We start from the raw sequence: 26139 nt of genomic DNA, 5'->3' as shown, positions 1-26139 counted from the left end.
GCGGCGGCAAGGCGGCCCGTGGCTTATGTAGCAGTGGCCAAAGGCTGCGTCCGACTGCGCTGCCGTGCCCACTGCGCCACCAGCCGCACCGGGGTGCCACACGCCTTGCGCTTGAACACAAAATGACGGCACTTCTCGGCGAACTGTTTGCGGTTGTGCACCATGTCCAGTTCCATCTCCTCCAGTTCGGCATTTCTGCAGTGCTGAATGACTTGGGTGTCGAACCGGTCCTTGCGCTCGCGCACAGCGGTATACGCCGGATCGGTCAGCGCATTGCCCGCCCGTTGCAACAACCACAGGCCAAACGCCTCCGGGCAGCGTGGGCCGATTTCTTGAACCATGCCCAGTTGCATCGCCTGGGTCGCGCTGACCGGCAGGCATTCCTCGCAGAGTTTTTCCGCCATCTGCGGGCCGACGGCGCGGGGCAGGCTGTAGGTCCAGTACTCAGAGCCATACAGCCCCATGGTTTTGTAGTGCGGGTTGAGCACGATATCCGCGCGGGCGAAGACAAGGTCTGCGGCCAGCGCCAGCATCACGCCGCCGGCCCCAGCACTACCCGTCAGGCCGCTGACCACCAGTTGCCGGGCGCTGAGCAATTCCGCGCAGACGTCGTCGATCGCCTGGATGTTGGCCCAGGCCTCAAGCTCCGGCGCCTTGGCGGCCTGGATCACGTTGAGGTGCACGCCGTTGGAGAAACTGCCGCGCCCACCCTTGATCAGCAGCACCTGGGTGTCTCGGGATTTGGCCCAGCGCAGCGCGTTCACCAGTCGCTGGCATTGCTCAGTGCTCATGGCGCCGTTGTAAAACTCGAAGGTCAGCTCGCCGACATGCCCCGATTCACGGTAGCGGATCGGTTGATAGGTTTCGGTGTCAGGGGTTGAGGCGATCGACCCCTGGAGAATGGGCACGTCACTCAACTGTGCAGCGAGTACATGCCGGGCCGGACGTTTGAAGGTTTCTTCGCCGGGCCGGGGTTTGCGTCGCAACGAACCGATCCACACACTGCGATCGCCGGTGGCGACCAGTACCGCGTCGTCTCGTACCGCCAGAATTTCTCCAGGTGTGCCGCAGCGTGAATCCAGATGGGCGTCGTACACGTAATACTGACCACCCGCCAGGCTCGCCAAAACACCGGGCTGACCGTCGGCGGCTTCGATGCAGCGTTTGATGAAGCGTGAGCAGTCATGCCAGCTGAAGGTCCGATCATCCTGCTTCATGTTCGGCTGCAAGCGGCCCACTACTCGAGGATGGTTATAGTTCACCGGTACTGGCGCATAACCGTCGATGAATTTGTCCACGACATCACGAATGCAGCGGATCGCCGCATCGCTGACCGGGCCGTTATACAGTTCGGATTTGCGCAGGCCCTGGGGCAGGTTGAAATCGCAGGTGGACCAGACCGGCCCGGCGTCCATTTCTTCCACGGCTTGCAGCGCAGTGACACCCCAATGGGTCAGCTCCCGGGTAATGGCCCAGTCCAGTGCGCTGGCGCCACGGTCACCGACAATGCCCGGATGAATAATCACAACAGGGCGTTCACGGTTGCTCCACAATTGTTGCGGCACCCGGTCCTTGAGGAACGGGCAGATCACCAGGTCGGCGCCAGACTGTTCAATCTGCTCGCAGACTGTTTTTTCGTCGGTGAATAGCACTACGCTGGGGCAATGCCCCATCTGGCGCAACTCCAGCCAAGCCCTTTGGCTCAGGCCATTGAATGCCGATGACAACAGAATAATGTTGAGTGGTCGCATGTTTGTCTCTTCCTTGAAAATGGCCGGCCATCGGCCTCGAATGAGCCTTCATTGGCTTTCGATGAAAGTTATCGTGCGGGATTTACAGGCGCGGGAAGTTGACGTGGGTCAAACCATTCCTGCGTGTCTGGTATTGAAAGAGTAGAACTAATGCCCTCGTACTGGCACCTGTAAGAACTAACAGTTTATTAGACGAGTTTGCGATGGCGACGGTAGTGAACGAAGGGGGTGGATTGGTTCATAACTGTTGTTACAGCGTGAAATTTTTGCCCGACGCAAATCCCCTGTAGGAGCGAGCCTGCTCGCGAAGGCGTAGTGCCAGTCGACATCAATGTTGAATGACAAATGGCCTTCGCGAGCAAGCTCGCTCCCACAGTTAATCGGCGGTGTTGGTGAGGTCTTTGTTTAAAACGCGAAACACGAGCAGCCAAACGCCCCCCAGAATCCCTGAAAGTCACTGACCGGCGCTGACGACAATCGCGCTCGCTCATGACTGTGCGCATGCACCGCACACGCGCCGACGCATTGATGCACCTGCGCCGCCAGTGGTGCCAGGGGTTTCCAGTGGCCCGGCACCTTGGCGACCGGCGACCATTCAGGCACAACAGGCACCGGCGGCGGCCCGAGTTTTTCGAACTCGACGGCACCATAGACGATCTTTCCGTCAACGATGGTCAACACCGACTCAATCCATTTGACCGCTTCATCCTCAATGTGGAAGTAGTCCGCCGACAGCGCAATCAGATCCGCCAATTGCCCGACTTTGATCTGACCTTTCTTGCCTTGTTCGGAGGAAAACCAGGCGCTGCCGTGGGTGAACAGCTCCAGTGCCGTGTCGCGACTCAAGCCTTGCGGGTACAGCTCCAATCCACCGACGGTGCGGCCGCTGACCAGCCAGTACATCGAGGTCCACGGGTTGTAGCTGGAGACTCGCGTGGCGTCGGTGCCGGCGCCCACCGGAATGCCTTCGGCCAACATGCGCGCAATCGGAGGCGTGTGTTCGGCGGCTTTGGCGCCATAGCGATCGACGAAGTATTCACCCTGAAAGGCCATGCGATCCTGAATGGCGATGCCGCCACCCAAGGCTTTCACCCGCTCAATGTTCTGCGGGGTGATGGTTTCCGCATGATCGAAAAACCACGGCAAACCGTCGAACGGAATGTCGCGATTGACCTTCTCGAACACGTCGAGCATGCGGCTGATGGATTCGTTGTAAGTGGCGTGCAGGCGGAATGGCCAGCGTTGTTCCACCAGATGGCGCACCACCGGTTCCAGCTCTTGTTCCATGGTTTGTGGCAAGTCCGGACGAGGCTCGAGAAAGTCTTCGAAGTCAGCCGCCGAGAACACCAGCATTTCCCCGGCACCATTGTGCCGCAGAAAGTCGTCGCCCTGGCCGTAATGGGAAGTGCTGGTCCAGTTTTTGAAATCGGACAGTTCTTCCTTGGGTTTTTGCGTGAACAGGTTGTAGGCGATGCGCACCGTGAGCTGTTGGTCTTTGGCCAGTTGCTGAATGACCTGATAGTCGTCCGGGTAGTTCTGATAACCGCCGCCGGCATCAATGGCGCTGGTAACGCCGAGGCGATTGAGTTCGCGCATGAACTGGCGGGTCGAGTTGACCTGATACTCCAGCGGCAACTTCGGACCCTTGACCAGGGTCGAGTAGAGAATCATCGCGTTTGGGCGGGCGATCAGCATGCCGGTGGGATCGCCGTTGGCATCACGCTGGATTTCTCCACCCGGCGGATTTGGCGTGTCACGGGTGTAACCGACCACTTTCAGCGCGGCGCGGTTGAGCAGGGCGCGGTCGTAGAGGTGCAGCACGAACACCGGCGTATCCGGCGCAGCCTTGTTCAGTTCATCAATCGTCGGCAGGCGTTTCTCGGCGAACTGGAATTCGTTCCAGCCACCGACCACCCGCACCCATTGTGGCGTTGGCGTACGGTCAGCCTGGTCCTTGAGCATGCGCAAGGCATCGACCAGCGACGGCACACCTTCCCAGCGCAGTTCGAGGTTGTAATTCAGGCCGCCGCGGATCAGGTGCAGGTGCGAGTCGTTGAGGCCGGGAATCACCGTGCGGCCATGCAAGTCGATGATTTGTGTGCCGGGGCCTTGCAGGGCCATGGCTTGGGCGTCGCTGCCGACCACCACGAAGCGCCCGTCCTTGATCGCGACGGCGCTGGCCTGGGGTTTCTTGCGATCGACGGTGTGCAGGCGTCCGTTGTACAGAATGAGGTCGGCCGGGGTATCGGGCATGGTTTTACTCCCTGCGATGAGAGGGCTGATCCAGGCACCGACGGCGCCTGCCGAAAGGCCTTGCAGTACATGTCGGCGGTTGAAACCTTCGTGGTCGTCAGGTGGGCTCATGGGCAGTGCTCCGCGCAATTCATTTGGGAGGCAAGCAGCCGATGTCTGACGCATGCGGCCAGAAGGAATATAGACGGCAAATCCACAGGTAGCCGTTTTCCGGGGGCGGAAAACGACGAATCCCGCCTCGAGGGGCGGGATTCGTGTGCAACCAGGAAGGTTTCCGAAGACGGAAACCGCCGTCTTAGCTTGGGAACAGCTCGGACAGTTTCATCGCCAGCATCATGTCGCCTTCAGCGCGCAGTTTGCCGCCCATGAACGCTTGCATGCCGTCGGTCGAACCGTCGACGATGCCTTGCAGGGTTTCGCCGTCCATCACCAGAGTGACCTGGGCATCAGGGTTTTCGCCTTCTTGCAGCTCGCAAGTGCTGTCTTTGACGATCAGCGAGAAGTTCTTGGTGTCGTCGATGCGGAAACCGAATACCAGGTCCAGACCGGCAGCGGCGGCTGGGTTGAACTTGGCTTTCATTGCTTGTACGGCATCAGCTACGGAGGTCATGGTTTGATCCTTTCTTGGGTAATTAGAGCTGGGTGATTACAACCAGGGTCACAATAGTCCGGACTCAGCGAAACGTGATGAGTTCCGGTGCCTTCAACAGTTGCAAGTGTGCATGACTGTTGAAAGAAGACAGAGCCACCTCGCGACCGCGAAACTTCAGCAGGTTGAGCGAGGTGTTGACGATTTGCCAGTTCAGTTCAAACGCCTGTCTTGCCGGCATTTGCGTAATGAGGTGGAGCAGGGCAGTGATGGTGCCGCCGGAGGTGAACACGGCGATTTTCTGGGTGTTGTCGGCGCTTTCGAGGATGCGGTGAAGACCGGCCTGCACGCGTTCGACAAAGCCCAGCCAGCTTTCAAGCCCCGGCGTGTCATAGGTACCGGCGAGCCAGCGTTCGATGATCAGGGCGAAAATGCGCTGGAATTCGGCACGGTTTTGCGCGGCGTTGCGCAGGATCTCCAGTGCTTGCGGTTCATCCTCCAGCATGGCTGGCAGCAGCGCGCGGATCACCGCGTCGGCGTCGAATTCGTTGAAGGCTGAATCGGTTTCCAGGGTCGGCACTGGCAGGCCCACGGCAGCGAACTGATCCAGCGCGCTGGTGGCCGTATGCTGCTGGCGGCGCAGGTCGCCCGAGAGGCAGCGGTCAAAGCTGACACCCAGCTCCGCGAGGTGCTGGCCGAGGATTTCTGCCTGGCGAACACCGGTCGGCGACAGGACGTCATAGTCGTCTGCACCAAAGGAGGCCTGGCCATGTCGAATCAGATAGATGCTGCCCACGTCCGCGTCATCCCGGTACGTTGAAGGTTTGGCGAGGTTATGAGGATGACGGAGAGCTGTCAATGAAAAAACATACGCTTGTTTGAAATGGCCGTTACAGGCTTGTTGCCAGAGGTTTCACGGCTGGCCGCCGAGGCGGAGCATGGGTATGCTGGCGTTGTCCCGCGCGTGTTTTAAGCCGCGCATCGTTTTGAAGGAGTCACTGTGGAGTTTTTGTCCGAGTACGCCAGTTTTCTGGCCAAGACCGTGACACTGGTGATCGCCATTCTGGTGGTCCTGGCCAGTTTCGCGGCGTTGCGCAGCAAAGGTCGGCGCAAGTCCGCCGGGCAGTTGCAAGTCAGCAAGCTGAATGATTTCTATAAAGGGCTGCGCGAACGCCTTGAGCAAACCTTGCTCGACAAGGACCAGCTCAAGGCCTTGCGCAAGTCCCAGGCTAAAACCGATAAAAAGCAAAAGAAGAAACCCGAGGTCAAACCACGGGTATTCGTGCTGGATTTCGACGGCGACATCAGGGCGTCGGCCACTGAAAGCCTGCGCCACGAGATCACCGCGCTGCTGACGTTAGCCACGCCAAAAGACGAAGTGGTACTGCGTCTGGAAAGCGGCGGCGGCATGGTTCACAGCTACGGCCTGGCGTCCTCGCAACTGGCGCGCATTCGCGACGCCGGCGTGCCGTTGACCATCTGCATCGACAAGGTCGCGGCCAGCGGTGGCTACATGATGGCATGCATCGGCGAGAAGATCATCAGCGCCCCGTTCGCGATTCTGGGCTCGATCGGCGTCGTGGCACAGTTGCCTAACGTCAATCGCTTGCTGAAAAAACACGACATCGACTTTGAAGTCCTGACTGCCGGCGAATACAAACGCACCTTGACCGTGTTTGGCGAAAACACCGAGAAAGGTCGCGAGAAGTTTCAGGAAGACCTGGACATCACCCACCAGCTGTTCAAGAACTTCGTCTCGCGTTATCGCCCGCAACTGGCCATCGACGAGGTCGCCACCGGTGAAATCTGGCTCGGCATCGCTGCGCTGGACAAACAGCTGGTGGACGAACTGAAGACCAGCGACGAATACCTCGCTGAGCGTGCGAAGAAGTCCGAGCTGTACCACTTGCATTACGCCGAACGCAAAAGCCTGCAAGAGCGCATCGGCATGGCGGCCAGTGGTTCGGTCGATCGCGTATTGCTGAACTGGTGGAGCCGCTTGACCCAGCAACGCTTCTGGTAATTTTCTACACCAAACAAAAAAAAATGAAACCGTGGATATCCACGGTTTTTTTTGGCCTTTGGAAAGGTCTACGTGAGAAAAGCGAATTTTCCCAGGACCATTGTCGATCGCTCCGGCATCCGACTGGAGTCAGGCCGGGTAGGGTGATGGTCCTGAAATGAATGCAATGGAATGCACCATGAATGAACCCGACGATAATGTTGCCGGCCCCCATCCAGCACCGACTCTGCCAATGCGCGACGAACTGAAAGCCGTGGTGGATCTCGCCTTGCCACAATCCCCCGGCCAGTTTGGCGAACGCTTGATCAAGGAAAAGTGGGGGGCGGGCATCGACCCGCGGACAGCCTTGCTGGTCACGCTTGATTACCACTACAAGGGCCATCCAGCGGAGAACGGTATCGAGCAGGGGCAGGTGGCGAGTTCCCGCTCGCTGTTGCAAACGCTGCTGTCCAACTACCAGACCGTGGGCGACGGTCGTTTCGCTGAAACGGCGTTCGGCCTGTACACGCCGCCGGACGTCGGGCCGATGGTTCGGATCGTCGAGCATGTCGACGAGTTCGCCGATCACGGCAGCGGCAATCACCAGACGTATGAAGGCATCTATCGCCAAACCACACCGCAAGCTTATGGGCCGCAGACCCAGATCAATCTCAGACCCGCCGATTTCAAGAAGTGGGTCTGGGAACTGGAGTTAAAGAACTTGTACCAAGCGTATCTCGATCAGGTCTGGCCTGCCGATGACGTGCTCGTTGCGGCCACACCTTACGCCTTGAGAACGTCGGTCAAAGCAGCGTTCGTCATGGCCGCCTGGTTGCAGCATCATGAGCAACGCCTGACGCAAAAAGGTTTGGAGCTTGCGATGCGGGCGGCAGGCTTGCTTGCGGATCAGCGATGGGAAACGCTGACCTTCGGGCAACTGCAAGCACCGGCGCGTGTTCCTTCAACCGTCAAGTTCGGCCTTTTGAAACTGTACCGCTACACCGCAACCGATATCTGGGTCTTCCGCGACACTGCCAGTGCCCGCGTGCTGGTGTACATCCCTGGCAATTCTTCTCCGCTGCATGAATTTGCCGATGCCACGCAACTGCACCAATGGATTGTCGCGCAGGGCACGTCCAGCGAGGCCAAACAGGCATTGGCCCTCCACTTTGCCGAAGATGATCGTGAGGACGGTACGTTTCACGCCGGTGTGCTGACGGCGCTGGATGGCATGGCGCTTTATCCCGTAAAACACTGGCTGACCCACAATGCCGGCTTCTTCAACAACGACGGTTATTGGGACCCGAAAGAGTACATCGGCTACGACGATCCGGCCGTTGCGACCGATCCTTTTGCCCGGTTGGTGCTGACGATGAAGCAAGCCGCACGGTCAGGCATCGAGACCATCCGTGACGATGCCCAGGTCAACCGGGATCAGTTGAGCGCTGTCGTCGAACCGATTGTGCAATGGGTCAACCGGTTTGCTCCGCTCGCCATATTCGTCCCTGGAGGCGAGGGGCTGCTGGCATTGGCCGGGCTTATTGACGCCGGTTATGGTCTGAATCAGGTGGTCAACGGAAAAACCCCAAACCAACGTTCGGAGGGCAGGACGCGCACGGTGTTTGGCTTGCTGAATGCGTTGCCGATGCTGGGTGCAGAGTCGGCTGTGAAGGGGGATGTTGCCGAGGCCGATAGCATGGTGGAGCGCGCCCACGAACCCGGCACTGATCCGGGAGAGCAGGGGCCCCGACCCGCGTCGGATGCAACCGTTACCCCGACGCCCATGAGCAACCGGACCGAGCTCATCCGTGGAATCGGCCCCTCGGTGGCCTCCTTCAGCGATGAGGTTCTGGCGCAGATCGGCAAGGTCAGCGCGATTGACGACGACATGCTGCGGTTGATGCAGACGGGCCGCGCACCGACGCCCTTGCTGGCGGACACGATCAGCCGCTTCAAGATCGATCAGGGCCTCGGTCCGGTCGGGAACCCCGCGCTATTCAATCAACGTTACGCAGCGCTTCAACGGTCGGAGCATGAATGGGTCCGACTGTTTCAACGCGAATACCCGGGCCTGCCGACAATCGCCATCGAGCAAATGCTCGACCGCTATGGCGTCGACATCCAGGCATTGCCCGACGCTACCGAGACCAGGCAAGTATTCGCGCGCCTGGACAGCAAGGCGCGCCAATACCAGCAGCACGTACGGCTCAATCGAGCCTATGAAGGCTTTTATCTGCGGTCGGTGGTGAGCGCCGAGACTGACACGCTGGCATTGCACTCCCTGAAAAATCTGCCCGGCTGGCCAAAGGATTTGCGAATCGAGATCCTTGACGGTTCGTCCACTGGCCGGGTTCTTGACCGTTGCGGCCCCCTTGATACCCCTCATTACCGAAACGTCATCAAGGTGGGAAGCCGTTACCTGCGCCATGGCCGGCAAACGGATTTCTACGACGCAGTCCTTGGCGTGCTGTCGGACGAGGAGCGTTCGGCGTTGCATCTCTCGTCGCTGGATCCGGCCAGCGAGTTGCGGCTCAACCTCAGCGATCGGGCATTGTCCCGTGCCGAAACCCTACTTGGTTTGCAACGGCTGGACACCGGTCTGATCTTTGAGCGCCAGGGCCTGCGCGGCGGAGGCTACCCGACGACCCCGCAGGGCGAAGCCATGAAGTTGCAAGCGACCAAGTTGCAGATCAAGGACATTTATCCGGACATCACCGAAGCGGGCTTTGATCAGGTGTTGCAGTTCGCAGGTGTCAGGGTGCAGGCGTATATCGACCAGCTGAATCAGCAACTGCAACAGCTCAACATCGACCTGCGTGGCTGGGTCGATCAAGCGGCGCAAGACATTACCGACATGGATATTCCCTTCGTGACGATGGGTGATGAGGAGGCTGAAGGGATGAGCCATGCGCAGATCGCCGTGCACAATGCTCACGTGCTTCAAACCGCTCTGGAACAGGAGCGAGGGGTCAGGACAGAGCTCGCCGAGGAGCTGGTCGCCATTTGGCAAAAGCGCGGGCCGGTGCAGGATCATCTCTATGCACAGGACGGGCAACTGCGCGGTGTCAGGCTGGATCTGGCCTTCGAAGACTACCACCGATTACCCGCCTTGAATGTCAGGCTCACCGATGTGATCGAATTGTCTATGCGGGGTTTCCACCTGGTCGAGCAGGACAGTTTGAACGGGTTCCTGGAGAGTTTTCCAAACCTTGAATTGTTGAATCTGGAGCGTTTCGACTTGCGTCCTTTCTTCGTGGACGGCGACGCAGGGCGCGCCTTGCCACCCGTCATCGGCCAGTTGACCCACCTGACCTCACTCAACCTGCGAGCCACTCGGCTGGTATTTTCCGAGAGCGCCGCTTCGCAACTGAGTGAGCTGAGCCACTTGCAAACACTGGACCTGAGCGACAACCCGTTGGGTGTGCCGCCTGTGGTGCTGGGTATGGACAATTTACGTCAGCTCAACCTGAGGAATACCGGGATAACCCGCTGCCCGGTCGGGATCAAGGACGAGCCTTATCTGACGATGCTGGATTTGCGCGACAACGGTATTACGCGGGTCCCGCCAGCGATAATGAATCAGGCTGTGGCCGACGACCGCGTGCTGTTATGGGGGAATCCGTTGACCGACGAGGACACGTTGCGCCGGTTGGTCAGTCATCGCGAACAAACGGGAGTCAATGTGTGGTTGAGCGTGCCGGGCGCAGACTATGGCACGCCGACGGTGTGGTTACGCGACTGCGACGAAGCGTTGCAACAGTCCCGGCAAGCCCTTTGGCAGCGACTGGCAAGCAAACCCTCCGGTACGCGGTTTTTGGCCGTAATCGACCGGCTGAGCCTGACGGCCGACTTTCGGGTCGGTTATCTATCGCTCCAGGCGCGGGTCTGGCGATTATTGCAGGAGGCAGATGCCACGGACGAAATGTGGGGTCGAATGAGTCGTAGCAGCGGGCGGTTTGATCACCCGTTGGCAGCGTTCAGGGCGCTGGAGGATCGTGCCGGTTTTTAGGCGAAGGAATGAGCCTTGAACCCCGGGCGGGGTTCAAGGTTTGCCAGTCAGCGGCGACGGAACAGCGGCAGCGGTTCGTCGGTGGCGGCCTGATAGGTCACCGAAAAGTCCTTGAGACTTTCCAGGGCTTCGTACGGGTCTTTATCGGCACGCAATGCAAAGGCGTCGAAACCGCAGCGATGCAGGTAAAACAGCTGGTCGCGCAGCACATCACCAATCGCCCGCAGTTCGCCTTTGAAACCGTAACGGTCGCGCAGCAAACGGGCGTTGGAATAGTTTCGGCCGTCGGTGAAGGCAGGGAAATTCAAGGCGATCACCTTGAAGTCTGCTACGTCTTCACCGATTTCTTCGGCTTCTTCGTCAGCGTCCAGCCACACACCCAAACCGCCATCGCGGGCCTTGAGCATACGGCTGTGTTCGCGCCACAGCTGCAGCGGGACGATCAGGTCGTCGCAGTTGCTGACCTCGTCGATGTTGAAGTCCTTGGGCAGCAAGTGCCAGGTTTCGTCGACGACCTCGTTGTTCTTAATGATTCGCTGCATAGACGCGCTCCTTGAAGAGGTCGATGCCAATACGCTGATAGGTGTCGATGAAGCGCTCGTCTTCGGTACGTTGTTCGATGTACACGTTGATCAGCTTTTCGATCACATCAGGCATGGCTTCCTGGGCAAAGGACGGGCCGAGGATCTTGCCCAGGCTGGCGTCGCGGCTCGCGCTGCCACCGAGGGAAACCTGGTAGAACTCTTCGCCTTTCTTGTCCACCCCGAGAATGCCGATGTGGCCGACGTGGTGGTGACCACAGGCGTTCATGCAGCCGGAGATGTTCAGGTCCAGTTCGCCAATGTCGAACAAGTAGTCCAGGTCGTCGAAACGACGCTGGATCGACTCGGCAATCGGGATCGACTTGGCGTTGGCCAGCGAGCAGAAATCACCGCCAGGGCAGCAGATGATATCGGTCAGCAAGCCGATGTTCGGCGTGGCGAAACCCTGTTCGCGCAACTCGCCCCACATCGCGAACAGTTGGGTCTGTTCAACGTCGGCCAGAATGATGTTCTGCTCGTGGGAGGTGCGCAGTTGACCGAAGCTGTAGCGATCGGCCAGGTCGGCCACGCCGTCGAGTTGCTTGTCGGTGATGTCGCCCGGCGCAACACCGGTCGGCTTCAGGGACAGGGTCACCGCCACATAACCCGGCTTCTTGTGGGCCAGGGTGTTGCGGGTGCGCCAGCGGGCGAAACCCGGGTGTTCTTTGTCGAGTTCGGCCAGCGCAGCGCTCTGATTGTCCAGGGCCTTGTAGTCCGGGTCGACGAAGTGCTTGGCGACGCGATGCACTTCGGCTTCGGTCAGCGTGGTCTGGCCACCGCGAAGGTGTTCCATTTCCGCATCGACTTTTTGCGCGAAGACTTCAGGCGTCAGGGCCTTGACCAGAATCTTGATCCGCGCCTTGTACTTGTTGTCACGACGGCCATAGCGGTTGTAGACCCGCAGGATGGCATCGAGGTAGCTCAACAGGTCTTGCCACGGCAGGAATTCATTGATGAACGCGCCCACCACCGGCGTACGGCCGAGGCCACCGCCCACCAGCACACGGAAACCCAGCTCGCCCGCGGCGTTGTGCACCGGCTCAAGGCCGATGTCATGGACTTCGATGGCCGCACGGTCGGACGTCGAACCGTTAATGGCGATCTTGAACTTGCGTGGCAAGTAAGCGAATTCAGGGTGGAACGTAGTCCACTGACGAACGATCTCGCACCATGGACGCGGGTCGATCAGCTCATCGGCAGCGACACCCGCGAACTGGTCGGTGGTGACGTTGCGCAGGCAGTTGCCGCTGGTCTGGATCGCGTGCATCTGCACGGTGGCCAGTTCAGCAAGGATGTCCGGGATGTCTTCCAGAGCCGGCCAGTTGAACTGCACGTTCTGCCGGGTACTGATGTGGGCATAGCCCTTGTCGTAGTCGCGGGCAATCTTGGCCATCATCCGCGTCTGGCGCGAGGTGAGTTGGCCGTAAGGCACCGCCACCCGCAACATCGGCGCGAAGCGTTGGACATAAAGCCCGTTTTGCAGGCGCAGGGGGCGGAACTCTTCTTCGCTCAGCTCGCCTGCCAGATAGCGTCGGGTCTGATCACGGAACTGCTTGACGCGGTCCTCGATGATCCGCTGATCGTACTCGTCGTATACGTACATATAAGTCCTGTTCTCAGGCTTGGGCCGGTCGGATCCCGTTGCGTTTTTTCGCCTGGAGGTCTCCGATACTGCCTCGGCAATTCTGCGCGCACGGCCGCGCACTCCCTACGGAGCCGGGGCAAGATACCAGTTTGCAGTTATGCGCAAAAGTGATGTTTGAGTATATGCAAAGAACCAAAACGACTAACGAGAACCGTTATTGGTAATCCCGTATTTGTAGTGCGGGCAATCGTCGTCTTTACTGTGGTCGAGTCTTTATGCAATCACCGATAAAACCGACAAGAGGCGATGCAATGAGCAACCCTACCAAAGCTACAAAGCCTGATAGCACGGTCGATGCTTGGGCGATTCTGTTCCTGATCATCCTGGTCGTGGGCACTGCGGTATTTTGGGTCAGCCATCAATAACCGACCCCGTCCTGGCCCGGTTCCGACGATTGTCGGACGAAAACCGGAATAAACGCCGTTTGCCGGGACTTCGCTGGCTATAATGCGCGGCGAAATTTCCGGGGGCTCGGACGTTAATGTTGAAGTTTTTCTACACCTTCCTGCTGATGCTGGGCGCGGCTTATGGTCCTGCTGGGCGCGCGGAGTCGGTGTTGTTCCTGAATCCCGGGAAGACGGACGAAGCCTTCTGGCTCAGCTATTCGCAATTCATGCAGGCAGCCGCCACGGATCTGGGCATTGACCTGCGAATTCTCTATTCCCAACGCATGCCTGAACTCACCGTGGCGCAAGCCCGCCGCGCGCTGCAAGGTCCCGATCGTCCGGACTATCTGGTGTTCGTCAACGAACAGTACGTCGCCCCGCAGATTTTGCGTCTGGCCCAGGGCAGTGGGGTCAAGCTGTTTACGGTCAACGCTGCGCTGACGGCCAATCAGCTGAGCCTGCTGGGCGAGCGTTCCGATCGATTGGGTAGCCTGGTGCCGAACGATGAAGAGGGCGGCTACCTGATGCTCAAGGAGCTGATTCGCCAGCATCCACCGGTGGCACCCGGTCAGGTCATCGAGTTACTGGCGTTTTCCGGCCTGAAGATCACGCCTTCGGCGCAACTTCGCGAGCAAGGCATGTTGCGCGCCTTGGCCGAGCACCCGGAAGTACGTCTGCGCCAGCTGGTTTACAGCGGCTGGACCCGGGGAAGAGCCTATGAACAAGCCAAGTTGCTGTTCAGGCGTTACCCGAAAGTCTCGTTGGTGTGGTCTGCCAATGACGAAATGGCGTTTGGCGCCATGCAGGCGTATTCGGAAGCGGGTGGAGAACCCGGCCAAGACGCGTTGTTCAGTGCAGTGAATACGTCGCCAGCCGCGTTGCAGGCGATGGTCGACGGTCGTATGAGCGTGTTGTTGGGCGGGCATTTTACGTTGGGCGGTTGGGCGCTAGTGGAGTTGCATGACCTGGAACGGGGCGTGGATTTGGAACAGTACGGCGGGCGCGACCGGCTGATTCCATTACTGCAACTGATCGACAAGGCCCAGGCCAAACGCTTGCTGGCCATGGACGCATCACCGAACTATGGGGTAAACTTCCGTCGTCTGTCGGCCAAGGGTCGGCCGTCGTCCTATCGCTATCCGTTCAGCCTGCAAACCCTGATGCGCTAAACCCCGGCCAGATGCACCACCAGTTGCACGATGCCGAACAGCGTCAATGCAAACACCGCCGTGAACAGAACCCCCAGAATCACGAAATGACTCGGCTTGCCGTGGGTGAAATCCCGCGCCCGGTTCTTCCCGCTCTGCACCCCGAACGCCGCCGCCATGACGCTGTGCAGCATCTGCCAGAAAGTTGGTGGTTTGTTGTCGACTGGATCGTCCATAAATCCCTCGTCATGTATGTGTGTCAGGCAAGCATAGTCAATGCACGGCATACACAAACCAAATGTGGGAGCGAGCCTGCTCGCGATGGGGCCATAACATTCAACATCTTCGTTGACTGTTACACCGCCATCGCGAGCAATCCCGCACACACTCAATCAGGTTGACCCCGGTATTTTTGAACGCCCCAAAACAACTGTAGGAGCGAGACTTGCCCGCGAAGGCGGTGTAACAGTCAACGAAGATGTTGAATGTTATGACCTCTTCGCGGGCAAGCCTCGCTCCTACAAGGGATCTTTGTTGCTTAAGGGTTAGTTGTCGTAACCGAGGTTCGGCGCCAGCCAGCGTTCGGTCACGCTCAGTTCCTGTCCTTTGCGTGACGTGTAGCTCTGCACCTGGTCCTTGTCGATCTTGCCCACCGCAAAATACTGCGCTTGCGGGTGAGCGAAGTACCAGCCGCTGACTGCTGCCGCCGGGAACATCGCGTAGTGCTCGGTGAGGAACACGCCGCTGCGGCCGGCCTGCATTTCGCGGGCTTCAGGGTCAAGCAATGCAAACAGGGTGCTTTTCTCGGTGTGATCCGGGCAGGCCGGGTAGCCGGGAGCAGGGCGGATGCCGGTGTATTGCTCTTTGATCAGCGCCTCGTTGTCGAGCGTCTCGTCCTTGGCATAACCCCAATAGTCTTTACGCACTTGCTGATGCAGCCATTCGGCACACGCCTCGGCCAGGCGGTCGGCCAAGGCCTTGACCATGATCGAGTTGTAATCGTCGCCGGCGTCTTGATAAGCCTTGGCCACTTCTTCGGCGCCGATCCCGGCAGTGGTGATGAAACCGCCCACGTAATCGGTGATTTCGCTGTCCTTCGGCGCGACGAAGTCGGCGAGGGAGAAGTTCGGTTTGCCGTCGGTCTTGATGATCTGCTGACGCAAGTGATGCAGCTTGGCAATCGCCTTGCCGTCATCGCCGTAGACTTCGATGTCATCCTCACGCACCTGGTTGGCGGGCCAGAAGCCGAACACCGCACGGGCGCTGATGAGTTTTTCGTCGATCAGCTTGGCCAGCATTTCCTGCGCGTCGGCGTACAGCGAGGTGGCGGCTTCACCGACCACTTCATCCGTGAGGATGCGCGGGAACTTGCCGGCGAGGTCCCAGGAGATAAAGAACGGCGTCCAGTCGATGTACTCGGCCAGGACTTTCAGGTCGATGTTGTCCAGCACTTTGGAGCCTGTAAAGGTCGGTTTCACCGGCTCATAGGCGCTCCAGTCGAACTGCGGCTTCTTGGCGATGGCGGCCGGGTAGCTCAGGCGTTCGGTGCGGGCGCTGCGGTTGGCGGTGCGCTCGCGAACGTCGATGTATTCCAGGCGGGTCTTCTCGACGAACGCCGGTTTCAGTTCCTTGGACAGCAACTGCGTCGCCACGCCCACGGCGCGGGAGGCGTCGGTGACGTAGATCACCGCATCGTTGCTGTACTTCGGCTCGATCTTCACCGCCGTGTGCGCCTTGGAGGTGGTCGCGCCACCGATCATCAGCGGCAGATGGAAGTCCTGACGCTGCATCTCACGGGCCACGTGGACCATTTCATCCAGCGAAGGCGTGATCAGGCCGGACAGGCCGATGATGTCGCACTTCTGCTCCTTGGCCACTTGCAGGATTTTCTCCGCCGGGACCATCACGCCGAGATCAACGATGTCGTAGCCGTTACAGCCGAGCACCACGCCGACGATGTTCTTGCCGATGTCGTGCACGTCGCCTTTCACCGTGGCCATCAGGATCTTGCCCTTGGCTTGCGGCTTGTCGCCTTTTTCCAGTTCGATGAACGGGATCAAGTGCGCCACGGCCTGCTTCATCACGCGGGCGGATTTCACTACCTGCGGCAGGAACATTTTGCCGGCGCCGAACAGGTCGCCAACGATGTTCATACCGGACATCAGCGGGCCTTCGATGACTTCGATCGGCCGGGTGAACGACTGACGGGATTCTTCGGTGTCTTCAACAATATGCGTGGTGATGCCCTTGACCAGTGCATGCTCCAGACGCTTGTTGACGGGCCAGCCGCGCCATTCTTCGGTCTCGGCTTCCTTGACGCTGCCATCGCCCTTGTACTTATCGGCGATGGCGAGCAGGGCGTCGGTGCCTTCCGGCGTACGGTTGAGTACCACGTCTTCGACCGCATCACGCAGCTCGGCCGGGATCTGGTCGTAGATCTCCAGCTGACCGGCGTTGACGATACCCATGGTCAGGCCGTTGCGGATCGCATACAGCAGGAACACCGAGTGAATCGCTTCACGCACCGGGTTGTTGCCACGGAACGAGAACGACACGTTGGACACGCCACCGGAGGTCAGCGCGTACGGCAGCTCGTCACGGATGTAGGCGCAGGCATTGATGAAGTCCACCGCGTAGTTGTTGTGTTCTTCAATACCGGTGGCCACGGCAAAGATGTTCGGGTCGAAGATGATGTCTTCCGGCGGGAAGCCGACTTCGTTGACCAGAATGTCGTAGGAGCGTTTGCAGATTTCTTTCTTGCGCGCTTCAGTGTCGGCCTGGCCGGCTTCGTCGAAGGCCATCACGACCACAGCGGCGCCGTAGCGCTTGCACAGTTTGGCGTGATGAATGAACTGCTCGACGCCTTCTTTCATGCTGATCGAGTTGACGATGCCCTTGCCCTGGATGCACTTGAGGCCGGCTTCGATCACTTCCCACTTGGAGGAGTCGATCATGATCGGCACGCGAGAGATGTCCGGTTCACCGGCAATCAGATTGAGGAAGGTCACCATGGCCTTCTTCGAATCGAGCATCCCTTCGTCCATGTTGATGTCGATCACCTGGGCGCCGGCTTCGACCTGCTGCAGGGCGACTTCCAGGGCTTCGGTGTAATTGTCTTCACGGATCAGACGGGCGAATTTGGCGGAACCGGTGATGTTGGTCCGCTCGCCGACGTTGACGAACAATGAACTGCGATCGATGGTGAACGGTTCCAGGCCCGAGAGGCGGCAGGCCTTCGGGATTTCTGGAATTTCACGAGGCGCATAACCGGCCACGGCTTTGGCGATGGCTTCGATGTGGCCCGGCGTGGTGCCGCAGCAGCCGCCGACGATGTTGAGGAAGCCGCTCTGGGCGAACTCTTCGATGACTTTGGCGGTTTCCGACGGCAGCTCGTCGTACTCGCCGAACTCGTTCGGCAGGCCAGCGTTCGGGTGCGCCGAGACGTGGGTGCCGGCCTTGTTCGACAGCTCTTCCAGGTATGGACGCAATTCACTGGCGCCGAGGGCGCAGTTCAGGCCGACGGAAATCGGTTTGGCGTGGGCCACCGAGTTCCAGAACGCTTCGGTGGTCTGGCCGGACAGGGTGCGGCCGGAGGCGTCGGTGATGGTGCCGGAAATCATGATTGGCAATTCGACGCCCAGTTCTTCGTAAACCCCCTGCACGGCGAAGATAGCGGCTTTGGCGTTCAAGGTGTCGAAGATGGTTTCAATCAGAATCAGGTCGGCGCCGCCTTCGATCAGGCCTTTGGTGGCCTCGGTGTAGTTTTCCACCAGTTCATCGAAGGTCACGTTGCGGTAGCCGGGGTTGTTCACGTCCGGCGACAGCGAGCAGGTGCGGCTGGTAGGGCCAAGCACGCCGGCGACGAAGCGTGGCTTGTCGGGGTTCTCCAGGGTTTTCGCATCGGCGACTTTGCGCGCCAGGCGGGCACCTTCTACGTTCAGTTCGTAGGCCAGCTCTTCCATGCCGTAATCGGCCATGGAAATCCGGGTGGCGTTGAAAGTGTTGGTTTCCAGAATGTCGGCGCCGGCATCCAGGTAGGCTTTCTCGATGCCGCCGATCACGTCCGGACGGGTCAGCACCAACAGGTCGTTGTTACCTTTGACGTCGCTCGGCCAGTCAGCGAAGCGTTTGCCGCGGTAATCCTGCTCTTCGAGCTTGTAGCTCTGGATCATCGTGCCCATGCCGCCATCGAGAATCAGGATGCGCTCTTTGAGGGCGTGCTTGAGAGCTTGAAGGCGAACACTGCGATCGGACATTGGGACTACTCGGAAAGACCATGACGAAGGGCCGGGATGATAGCAAACCTGTGCGGTTTTAGAGCATGTCCCGGTTTTGCATGAATATCGCTCATGTTTGTGCGGTTGCCACACCGGTAGAATCGCGGCGTTTTTCATGATCGGGACCAGGGACATGTCGTATCGCGTCATCACCAGCATTTTTATGCTGCTTTTAAGCTGGGATGCCGTTGCGCAAGGTCCGGCGATTTCACCTGACATTTCCTACAGCCGGGATATCCAACCGATCCTCACCGAAAAGTGCGTGGCCTGCCATGCCTGCTACGACTCCGCCTGTCAGCTCAATCTGGGCAGCGGCGAAGGGGTGGCGCGTGGCGCGACTAAAACCCCGGTCTACGACGGAGAACGCAGCCAGGCCGCCGCGCCGACCCGGCTGTTTTATGACGCGTTCGGTAAACGTGCCTGGCAGCAGAAGGGCTTCTATTCGGTCCTCGACGCCCAAGGCAGCCAGGCCGCTCTGATGGCGCGAATGCTGGAGCTGGGCCACACAACCCCGCTGCAACCCAACGCCAAATTGCCGGAAGACATCGTGCTGGGCCTGAACCGGGAAAACATGTGCGCCATGCCGGCGGAGTTTGACGGCTACGCCAGTACCCACCCAAAAGAAGGCATGCCGCTGGCGGTCACCGGCCTGACCGACCAGCAATACCAGACACTGCAACGCTGGCTGGCCTCGGGTGCGCCAATCGATGAGCAAGGCCTGGTCCCGAGCGCGAAGGAAGCCTTGCAGGTGGTGCAGTGGGAAAATCTGCTTAACGCCCCGGGCGCGCGGCAAAGTCTGGTCGGCCGCTGGTTGTTCGAGCATTGGTTCCTCGCCCACCTCTACTTCAAGGATGGCGAGCCAGGGCATTACTTCCAGTGGGTGCGCTCGCGAACCCCGACCGGGCAGCCTATCGACCTGATCAACACCCGCCGGCCAAACGACGATCCGGGTACTCAGGTGTATTACCGCTTGTGGCCGGTGCAGGGCGTGATCGTGCACAAGACCCACATCACCTATCCGCTGAGCGCGGCGAAGATAGCGCGGATCAAAAGCCTGTTTTACAACGGTAACTGGCAGGTCAACGCCTTGCCGGGATACGGGCCGGAACGACGGGCCAATCCGTTCACCACGTTCGAAGCGATCCCGGCGCAGGCCCGTTATCAGTTCATGCTCGATAACGCCGAATACTTTGTACGCACCTTCATTCGCGGCCCGGTCTGCCGCGGCCAGATCGCCACCGATGTCATCCGCGATAACTTCTGGGCGCTGTTTCAGGCACCGGAACACGACCTCTACATCACCGACCCGCACTATCGCGGCCAGGCCACGCCGTTGCTGGCCATGCCGGGTCAAAACGACGAAGTCGGCAGCGTCCTGAGCCTGTGGTATGACTACCGCAACAAACGCAACGAGTACGAAGCGCTACGCCGGGACAATTACGCCGATCTGCCGGCGCCGAGCTGGTCGACCCTATGGGCGGGAAATGACAACGCGCTGCTGAGCATCTTTCGGCATTTCGACAGCGCTTCGGTGAACAAGGGCCTGATCGGCGACGTGCCGCAGACCCTGTGGCTGTTCGATTTTCCACTGCTGGAGCGCACGTATTATCAGTTGGCGGTCAACTTCGATGTGTTCGGCAACGTGTCTCATCAAGCCCAGACGCGGTTGTACTTCGACCTGATCCGCAACGGCGCCGAGCAGAATTTCCTGCGCCTGATGCCGGCCGATTCGCGGGACGATTACCTCAATGATTGGTACCAGAGCGGCGGCCAATTCAAGATGTGGCTGGATTACGAAGCCATCGACAATGACACGCCGACGGCACTGAAACTGGATGAAAAGGACCCCAAGCGCGACTTTGCGATGCAGTTGCTGTCCCGTTACGGCGAACTCAATGCCAGGCCCGATCCGATCAACCGCTGTGACGGCGCTTACTGCTCGCGCCCGAACATCGACCCGGTCTTGCAGAATGCCGAGCAGGCGCTGAGTCGCCTGACTTCACGCCCGGCGGCCGGTTTGCGGGTCATCGATCAGTTGCCGGAAGCGACCATGCTGCGCATCGAAACCGCTGGCGGCAAGCGCGAGGTTTATAGCCTGCTGCGCAACCGGGCCCACAGCAATGTGGCATTCCTGCTCGGTGAATCGCTGCGCTATCAGCCGGGGCTCGATACGTTGACCATTTTCCCGGGCGTGCTCAGCAGCTACCCGAATTTCATGTTCAACATTCCCGCCGACCAGGTGCCGGCGTTCGTCGATGCGATGGAAAACGCCAAGGACGCGCACCGCTTCGAGAAAATCGTCGAGCGCTGGGGTGTTCGCCGCAGTCATCCGCAGTTCTGGTTTTACTTCCATGACCTGAGCCGATACCTCCACGAAACCGAGCCAGTGGAAGAGGGCGTGCTGGACATGAACCGATACGAGAATCTTTGATCGACTTTTGACTGCTGCCCGGTGTCGGATCTGTAAGGCAACGCTGAACCCATGTGGGAGCGGGCTTGCTCGCGAAAGCGGTGTGTCAGTCGACGTAAGTATTGCCTGACATACCGCTTTCGCGAGCAAGTCGAGTCGTCGCACCGCCGCTCCCACAGGGAATCTGTGGTGGTTTGGGATTGGGAACGGGAGGGGCGTTGATGTTGATTTCTGTACAAGCCCTGCGCGCCATCGCAGCCTGGGCGGTGGTCTGCCACCATTTCATGCAGATTTTCTTCGACTTCCAGGCCCGTGGGCCGGTGGGGCAGGCGTTTATCGACAAGGGCGCCGTGGGCGTCGACATCTTCTTCGTCATCAGCGGTTTGGTGATCTTCCTGTCCACCGAGGGCAAGTCACTGCCACCGATGCGGTTTCTGTTGTACCGACTGTTTCGGATCGTCCCGGCTTACTGGCTGTACACGGTGCTGATGGCACTGGTCGTGGTATTCGCTCGGCCGGTGTTGCCGGATCAGACGGTTGACTGGTCGCACTTCCTGCTGTCGCTGTTGTTTATTCCTACGGAGAATCCGGGCGGCTATGGGATTTATCCGACCCTCAACGTCGGCTGGACCCTCAACTACGAAATGTTGTTCTACCTGCTGTTCGGCTGGGCACTGCTGTTCCGCTTGCACTTCAGGTTATTGATCGTTGCGGCGTTGCTGTTCGCGGTATGCCAGGCCTGGACCGGCTATGGCTGGGTCAGCGAGTTCTACCGTTCGGACATCGTTTATGAGTTCTTACTGGGGATCGCCATCGGTATGCTTTACCGCCAACGCTGGATCAAGCCGGGACTGTGGCTGCCGCTGCTGGGAATTGGCGGCGCGTTGCTGGCCATTTATCACTGGCCGCCGGCCCCACGCTTCCTGGCCTGGGGCTTGCCGAGCGCGGTGCTGGTGATGGCGTGCATTTCGCTGGAGCGCTATGTCGAGAACAATCGGCTGTTCAAATTGCTCGGCAATTGCTCCTACTCGGTTTATTTGATGCACGTGCTGGTGCTGTCTGCCGGTGGATTTGTCGCACAGCGTTATGGCGTGAATCCCTACGTGATGTTCGTCGTTTGCGCGGCGACAATTGGTCTGGCGTCCTGGGCAAGTTACGAATGGGTAGAAAAGCGCAGCTATCAGTGGCTTAAAGCCCGGATTGACGGCGAAACGGTTACTTAAGCGGCGATGGCTCTTTCCCGACAAAAATACTAGGACTTTGTACGGCGCGATGATTGGCGTAAACTGCGCCCAAGCCTGCGAGGAGTTTCCATGACCGCTATTACCATCACCGACGCCGCCCACGATTATCTGGCTGATCTGCTCTCCAAGCAGAACACCCCGGGTATCGGCATCCGCGTCTTTATCACCCAGCCTGGCACCCAGTACGCCGAAACCTGCATTGCTTACTGCAAGCCGGGCGAAGAGAAACCTGAAGACACCGCGCTGGGGCTCAAAAGCTTCACCGCTTACATCGATTCGTTCAGCGAAGCCTTCCTGGACGACGCGGTAGTCGACTACGCCACCGACCGCATGGGCGGCCAGCTGACGATCAAGGCGCCAAACGCCAAAGTTCCGATGGTCAGCGCCGACAGCCCGGTCAACGAGCGCATCAACTACTACCTGCAAACCGAGATCAACCCGGGGCTCGCCAGCCACGGCGGTCAGGTCAGCCTTATCGATGTGGTCGAAGACGGTATCGCCGTACTGAAGTTCGGCGGCGGTTGCCAGGGCTGCGGCCAGGCAGATGTCACCCTTCGCGAAGGCATCGAGCGCACTTTGCTCGAGCGCATTCCCGAGCTCAAGGGTGTACGGGATGTGACTGACCACACGCAGAAAGAAAATGCCTACTACTGAGTAAGGTGTTCGCTGCGAAATGAAAAAACGGCACCCGTGAGTGCCGTTTTTTTGTGGACGATTGATTATCTGTGAGTGAAGGGATTTACCTGTGGCGAGGGGATTTAGCGTGACTCAGGGCCGATACAAGTGCGCATGCCCGGCGCGATACAGCGATGATTCGCTGAACTGATCACTGCCCAACACCCGCCCCACCAGTATCAACGCCGTGCGCCGAAAACCCTTCGCCGCAACCTTGGCCGCAATGTCCGCAATCGTCCCCACCACCCAATCCTGATCCGGCCAGGTCGCCCGGTGAATCACCGCGATCGGGCAGTCCGCGCCGTAATGCGGCAGCAATTCGGCGAGGATTTTCTCCAGATGATTGACCCCCAAATGAATCGCCATGGTCGCCCCGTGCTGCGCCAGACTGCCCAGCTCTTCACCGGCCGGCATCACGGTCTTATCGGCATAGCGGGTCAGAATCACGCTCTGGGAAATGTCGGGCAACGTCAGCTCAGCCCCCAAAAGCGCCGCACACGCGGCAGTAGCCGTAACGCCGGGAATGATTTCAAACGCAATCCCGAGTTCTCGCAGATAACGAATCTGCTCACCAATCGCCCCGTAAAGACTCGGATCACCCGAATGCACCCGCGCCACGTCCTGGCCGTTGGCATGGGCGGTTTTGAACAGTTCGATGATCTGTTCCAGATGCAACTCCGCGCTGTTGACCATCTGTTCGGCACAATGGCCTTCCAGCACGGCGGCGGGCACCAAAGAGCCGGCATAGATGATCACCGGGCAACTGCGAATCAGCCGTTGGCCTTTGACGGTGATCAGTTCCGGGTCGCCGGGACCTGCGCCAATGAAGTAGACGGTCATCGTCCGTTCCTTTGAAAAAAGAGTCTGTCAGAAAAAGGGCGTGAGTAAGGCTTCAGATGAAGATTGCTCATGATCGAAGGCGGGGATTATCGGGGATCTTACGCAACGCAGGCCAATGCCAGGGTGGCCTGGGCGTATTTTTGTCGCGAAATCAGCAGTTTTGCCGGTGCCTGGGCCAGTTGTTCGGCCAGGGCCAGGGCGGCACTTTCCGCCACGCCGTAGCAACCGGTGCGTTCGAACGCGATGTCCGAATGATGGCTGAGTCGCGGTTTGTAGCCTTTCAATTGCTCGCTGCTGAAATACATCAGCGGCAATGCGAGTTGCGCAGCCAGCTCGATCAGGCCAGGTTCATCACGCTTCAGGTCGATACTGGCCAGGGCCTTGATCTGGTGAAGTCCGATTTTATGAGCCTGTAGTGCCTGATCGAGCAACGCCCGCAGCGTGCTGGCGGGGCAGCCGCGCTGGCAGCCCAGGCCGACGACTAAAGTCGGCGGTGTGCCGGTATCCGTCATGCGTGGTATTGGCCATCGCTTTTGCGGCGGAACAACCAGGCGCTGATCAGGCCCAGGGCCAGCCAGAACGCGACGTTGGTCAGCTGCGAAGCGATTTTGAACTGTGCTTCCAAGGCTTCCGGAGCGAGCATCGAGTGCACTTCCGGTTGCGGCGCGCCGATCACATGCGGAACGGCGAGAATCGCCACGCCGAGGATCTTCATCAGCCAGTGACGGCTAAACACGATCAAGGCGATGCCGACAGCCGTGGAGGCGGCCGTGCCGATCCACCAGAGTTGCCGTTGCGCCAGATCGGCCGCGGCAGTGCCCGGCAGTTCAGGCGGCAGGCCAAGGGTTGGCGCCAGCACGAAGGTCGCGTAACCGGCCAGGCCCCAGAGCAAGCCCTGCGAGGTTTTAGTCGGTGCGCGCAAGGTGTAGAGCCCGGCGAGCATCAAGGCGAAACCAACGGCTACCACCAAGTTACCGCCCGTGGTCGACAACACGCGCTGCCAGCCGTCTTCCGGTTCCCAGGCTTCGGCATCGTGGGTATGAGCGGCAACACCGGCGGCGTGTTCGTGAACTTCAGCAGCGGCGGGCTCGGATTTTTCGAAAGTCTCGGCCTGCAGAATCAGCGGAGCCACCCAGAAACTTTGCATCAGGGTCAGCAACAGGGCGGCCAGAAGCCCGGAGAACCCTGCGGTTTGCGCAATACGCTTGATCATGTCAGCAGGTCTCAATGGCACGGGAATGCAGAGCTGTGACGGGTATCGTGCGCGGCGTTGTGGACCGCTTCGATGTGCGAGAAACCGGCGAAATACACAAGGCAAGCGCCAAGGATCGATGCGCAAACGGCAGCGGTCAGGCGTTGAGTCAGGGTCGTGGTGGTGCTGGCCGCTGTGTGGCTAGTGCTGCTGATGATCGACATGGCGCTTCCCTCTGGTCTGTCAGCGGGTGAATAGAGCGCATGGAAAACCCCTGCGAATCGGGCGCGCAGAGGTTCAAACAGCGCCCGCCCACCGCGGGTTTGTTATTCAGTGATCGTAATGGTCACTTTCTGTTGCGGGCCGGTCTCCGGGCTCACGAGGGGCACTGGCTTTCGCCTTGACCTGCAAGCATCACCTTCCCATGCCGAACTGCTGGCACAGTGGATCTGACGCTTCGCTCGCTTACCGTTGCGGGGGCAGCACCGGACTGACATGGCTTGAGTAAAGCACATGATTCACCGGTTTCCCGTTTCACCCTGTGAAGGGCACCCGTAACAAGGCGTGTAGGAGAGCATGGGCGGGGGTTTGGCGTCAATTGGCATGGGTTCTCATCTCGCAATTGAGGGGTGTAACTGTGTTGAAGGGATTTATCTGTGGCGAGGGGATTTATCCCCTTTGGGCAGCGAAGCGGCCCCTGCATTTCTTCAGGCACACCCCGCAAACAGGTTTTGCGACGGCTTCGCCGCCGAAGGGGGCGGTGCGACGTTTCGCTAAATCCCCTCGCCACAGAGATCGTCATTGCGGACATTGACCCGCCCCAAGACGATGCGTAGCCTTGCGCTTTCGAGGTTCTTCGGCATTTGCCGAAGCTAAGAAGGGAACGCGGTCGATGCCGCGGCTGCCCCCGCAACTGTGAACGGTGATGTTCGCTGCCACGCCACTGAAAGCCCTGTCCAACGGGTTCGCGGGAAGGCGCAGCGAATGCCAGGCCAACCGCCCGGCACACCGTCAGCCAGGAGACCTGCCTCGACACAGATTCTCACTACAACCGGGCGGGGTGATCCGGTGGCGAACTCTTCCGCGCGCGCCCGTCGCTGCGATTGTCGTCCCGTATGCCCGCCACCTTGCCAAAGG

The 26139-nt window shown here is 59.5% G+C and carries 18 protein-coding genes and 2 riboswitches; of the genes, 6 read left to right on the top strand and 12 right to left on the bottom strand.

Going from position 1 to position 26139, the window contains the following annotated elements:
* Positions 1 to 23: 23 nt before the first annotated feature.
* From ACYZTM_RS02220 to ACYZTM_RS02205, 4 genes are all read right to left on the bottom strand, one after another.
* Positions 24 to 1751, bottom strand: a complete 1728-nt coding sequence (locus tag ACYZTM_RS02220) for a hydrogenase maturation protein (protein ID WP_461986757.1) — start codon at positions 1749 to 1751, stop codon at positions 24 to 26.
* Positions 1752 to 2156: 405 nt separating this feature from the next.
* Positions 2157 to 4004 (bottom strand): amidohydrolase, encoded by a 1848-nt coding sequence (locus ACYZTM_RS02215; RefSeq protein ID WP_461989094.1) that lies wholly within the window; start codon positions 4002 to 4004, stop codon positions 2157 to 2159.
* 295 nt (positions 4005 to 4299) lie between these two features.
* Complete coding sequence (locus tag ACYZTM_RS02210; protein WP_007946492.1) at positions 4300 to 4614, bottom strand: SCP2 sterol-binding domain-containing protein; 315 nt, start codon at positions 4612 to 4614, stop codon at positions 4300 to 4302.
* Between the two features lie 64 nt (positions 4615 to 4678).
* Positions 4679 to 5389: a histidine phosphatase family protein gene (locus ACYZTM_RS02205; protein ID WP_461986755.1), complete on the bottom strand. Its 711-nt coding sequence runs from the start codon at positions 5387 to 5389 to the stop codon at positions 4679 to 4681.
* A 204-nt stretch (positions 5390 to 5593) separates the two neighbouring features.
* Here ACYZTM_RS02205 and sohB point away from each other — a divergent pair, with 204 nt between their 5' ends.
* The gene (gene sohB / locus ACYZTM_RS02200) at positions 5594 to 6616 is read left to right on the top strand and encodes a protease SohB (RefSeq protein ID WP_131061528.1); all 1023 of its coding nucleotides are present in this window, start codon (positions 5594 to 5596) and stop codon (positions 6614 to 6616) included.
* Between the two features lie 178 nt (positions 6617 to 6794).
* Positions 6795 to 10604 (top strand): dermonecrotic toxin domain-containing protein, encoded by a 3810-nt coding sequence (locus ACYZTM_RS02195; protein ID WP_461986753.1) that lies wholly within the window; start codon positions 6795 to 6797, stop codon positions 10602 to 10604.
* 47 nt (positions 10605 to 10651) lie between these two features.
* On the opposite strand, the gene ACYZTM_RS02190 is transcribed toward ACYZTM_RS02195, so the two are convergent.
* Together ACYZTM_RS02190 and ACYZTM_RS02185 are read right to left on the bottom strand one after the other, a co-directional pair.
* The gene (locus ACYZTM_RS02190) at positions 10652 to 11146 is read right to left on the bottom strand and encodes a DUF934 domain-containing protein (RefSeq protein ID WP_131061530.1); all 495 of its coding nucleotides are present in this window, start codon (positions 11144 to 11146) and stop codon (positions 10652 to 10654) included.
* Positions 11130 to 12788, bottom strand: coding sequence for a nitrite/sulfite reductase (locus ACYZTM_RS02185; protein ID WP_131061531.1), 1659 nt, complete (start codon positions 12786 to 12788; stop codon positions 11130 to 11132). Before ACYZTM_RS02185 ends, ACYZTM_RS02190 begins: the two co-directional genes overlap by 17 nt.
* Positions 12789 to 13311: 523 nt before the next feature.
* Between ACYZTM_RS02185 and ACYZTM_RS02180 the strand changes: the two genes are divergently transcribed.
* Positions 13312 to 14385, top strand: a complete 1074-nt coding sequence (locus ACYZTM_RS02180) for an ABC transporter substrate-binding protein (RefSeq protein WP_461986750.1) — start codon at positions 13312 to 13314, stop codon at positions 14383 to 14385.
* Here the strand turns inward: ACYZTM_RS02180 and ACYZTM_RS02175 are convergent.
* Both ACYZTM_RS02175 and metH read right to left on the bottom strand, forming a co-directional pair.
* On the bottom strand, positions 14382 to 14600 hold the full coding sequence (locus ACYZTM_RS02175) for a DUF2970 domain-containing protein (RefSeq protein ID WP_131061533.1): 219 nt from the start codon (positions 14598 to 14600) through the stop codon (positions 14382 to 14384). The genes ACYZTM_RS02180 and ACYZTM_RS02175 overlap by 4 nt on opposite strands.
* A gap of 309 nt (positions 14601 to 14909) precedes the next feature.
* The gene (metH, locus tag ACYZTM_RS02170; protein WP_131061534.1) at positions 14910 to 18620 is read right to left on the bottom strand and encodes a methionine synthase; all 3711 of its coding nucleotides are present in this window, start codon (positions 18618 to 18620) and stop codon (positions 14910 to 14912) included.
* Between the two features lie 154 nt (positions 18621 to 18774).
* Here metH and ACYZTM_RS02165 point away from each other — a divergent pair, with 154 nt between their 5' ends.
* The 3 genes from ACYZTM_RS02165 (at position 18775) to nfuA (ending at position 22949) form a co-directional block, all read left to right on the top strand.
* Positions 18775 to 21072, top strand: coding sequence for a fatty acid cis/trans isomerase (locus ACYZTM_RS02165; RefSeq protein ID WP_461986747.1), 2298 nt, complete (start codon positions 18775 to 18777; stop codon positions 21070 to 21072).
* A 200-nt stretch (positions 21073 to 21272) separates the two neighbouring features.
* Positions 21273 to 22274 (top strand): acyltransferase family protein, encoded by a 1002-nt coding sequence (locus ACYZTM_RS02160; protein WP_461986745.1) that lies wholly within the window; start codon positions 21273 to 21275, stop codon positions 22272 to 22274.
* A gap of 90 nt (positions 22275 to 22364) precedes the next feature.
* Complete coding sequence (nfuA, locus tag ACYZTM_RS02155; protein WP_008150988.1) at positions 22365 to 22949, top strand: Fe-S biogenesis protein NfuA; 585 nt, start codon at positions 22365 to 22367, stop codon at positions 22947 to 22949.
* 114 nt (positions 22950 to 23063) lie between these two features.
* On the opposite strand, the gene cobM is transcribed toward nfuA, so the two are convergent.
* From cobM to ACYZTM_RS02135, 4 genes are all read right to left on the bottom strand, one after another.
* Complete coding sequence (cobM, locus tag ACYZTM_RS02150) at positions 23064 to 23810, bottom strand: precorrin-4 C(11)-methyltransferase (protein ID WP_131061538.1); 747 nt, start codon at positions 23808 to 23810, stop codon at positions 23064 to 23066.
* Between the two features lie 98 nt (positions 23811 to 23908).
* Positions 23909 to 24322 carry a cobalamin biosynthesis protein gene (locus ACYZTM_RS02145; RefSeq protein ID WP_131061539.1) on the bottom strand — a complete coding sequence of 138 codons (414 nt, stop codon included), beginning with the start codon at positions 24320 to 24322 and terminating at the stop codon, positions 23909 to 23911.
* Entirely contained in the window at positions 24319 to 25023 is a 705-nt protein-coding gene (locus tag ACYZTM_RS02140; protein ID WP_461986743.1) for a CbtA family protein, read from the bottom strand. Before ACYZTM_RS02140 ends, ACYZTM_RS02145 begins: the two co-directional genes overlap by 4 nt.
* 11 nt (positions 25024 to 25034) lie before the next feature.
* Entirely contained in the window at positions 25035 to 25226 is a 192-nt protein-coding gene (locus ACYZTM_RS02135; protein ID WP_131061541.1) for a CbtB domain-containing protein, read from the bottom strand.
* A 120-nt stretch (positions 25227 to 25346) separates the two neighbouring features.
* Positions 25347 to 25573: riboswitch (cobalamin riboswitch) on the bottom strand.
* Positions 25574 to 25834: 261 nt separating this feature from the next.
* Positions 25835 to 26048: riboswitch (cobalamin riboswitch) on the top strand.
* The last annotated feature ends 91 nt before the right edge of the window (positions 26049 to 26139 follow it).

The organism is Pseudomonas sp. MDT2-39-1 (assembly GCF_054898085.1).
Note: the sequence above shows the minus strand (reverse complement) of the source record. Positions and strands in the feature narration are given on the sequence as shown.

Coding starts and splice junctions, on each gene's coding strand:
- ACYZTM_RS02220 (WP_461986757.1), bottom strand. CDS start 1,751: ATGCGACCACTCAACATTATTCTGTTGTCATCGGCATTCAATGGCCTG.
- ACYZTM_RS02215 (WP_461989094.1), bottom strand. CDS start 4,004: ATGCCCGATACCCCGGCCGACCTCATTCTGTACAACGGACGCCTGCAC.
- ACYZTM_RS02210 (WP_007946492.1), bottom strand. CDS start 4,614: ATGACCTCCGTAGCTGATGCCGTACAAGCAATGAAAGCCAAGTTCAAC.
- ACYZTM_RS02195 (WP_461986753.1), top strand. CDS start 6,795: ATGAATGAACCCGACGATAATGTTGCCGGCCCCCATCCAGCACCGACT.
- ACYZTM_RS02190 (WP_131061530.1), bottom strand. CDS start 11,146: ATGCAGCGAATCATTAAGAACAACGAGGTCGTCGACGAAACCTGGCAC.
- ACYZTM_RS02185 (WP_131061531.1), bottom strand. CDS start 12,788: ATGTACGTATACGACGAGTACGATCAGCGGATCATCGAGGACCGCGTC.
- ACYZTM_RS02180 (WP_461986750.1), top strand. CDS start 13,312: ATGTTGAAGTTTTTCTACACCTTCCTGCTGATGCTGGGCGCGGCTTAT.
- ACYZTM_RS02175 (WP_131061533.1), bottom strand. CDS start 14,600: ATGGACGATCCAGTCGACAACAAACCACCAACTTTCTGGCAGATGCTG.
- metH (WP_131061534.1), bottom strand. CDS start 18,620: ATGTCCGATCGCAGTGTTCGCCTTCAAGCTCTCAAGCACGCCCTCAAA.
- ACYZTM_RS02165 (WP_461986747.1), top strand. CDS start 18,775: ATGTCGTATCGCGTCATCACCAGCATTTTTATGCTGCTTTTAAGCTGG.
- ACYZTM_RS02160 (WP_461986745.1), top strand. CDS start 21,273: ATGTTGATTTCTGTACAAGCCCTGCGCGCCATCGCAGCCTGGGCGGTG.
- nfuA (WP_008150988.1), top strand. CDS start 22,365: ATGACCGCTATTACCATCACCGACGCCGCCCACGATTATCTGGCTGAT.
- cobM (WP_131061538.1), bottom strand. CDS start 23,810: ATGACCGTCTACTTCATTGGCGCAGGTCCCGGCGACCCGGAACTGATC.
- ACYZTM_RS02145 (WP_131061539.1), bottom strand. CDS start 24,322: ATGACGGATACCGGCACACCGCCGACTTTAGTCGTCGGCCTGGGCTGC.
- ACYZTM_RS02140 (WP_461986743.1), bottom strand. CDS start 25,023: ATGATCAAGCGTATTGCGCAAACCGCAGGGTTCTCCGGGCTTCTGGCC.
- ACYZTM_RS02135 (WP_131061541.1), bottom strand. CDS start 25,226: ATGTCGATCATCAGCAGCACTAGCCACACAGCGGCCAGCACCACCACG.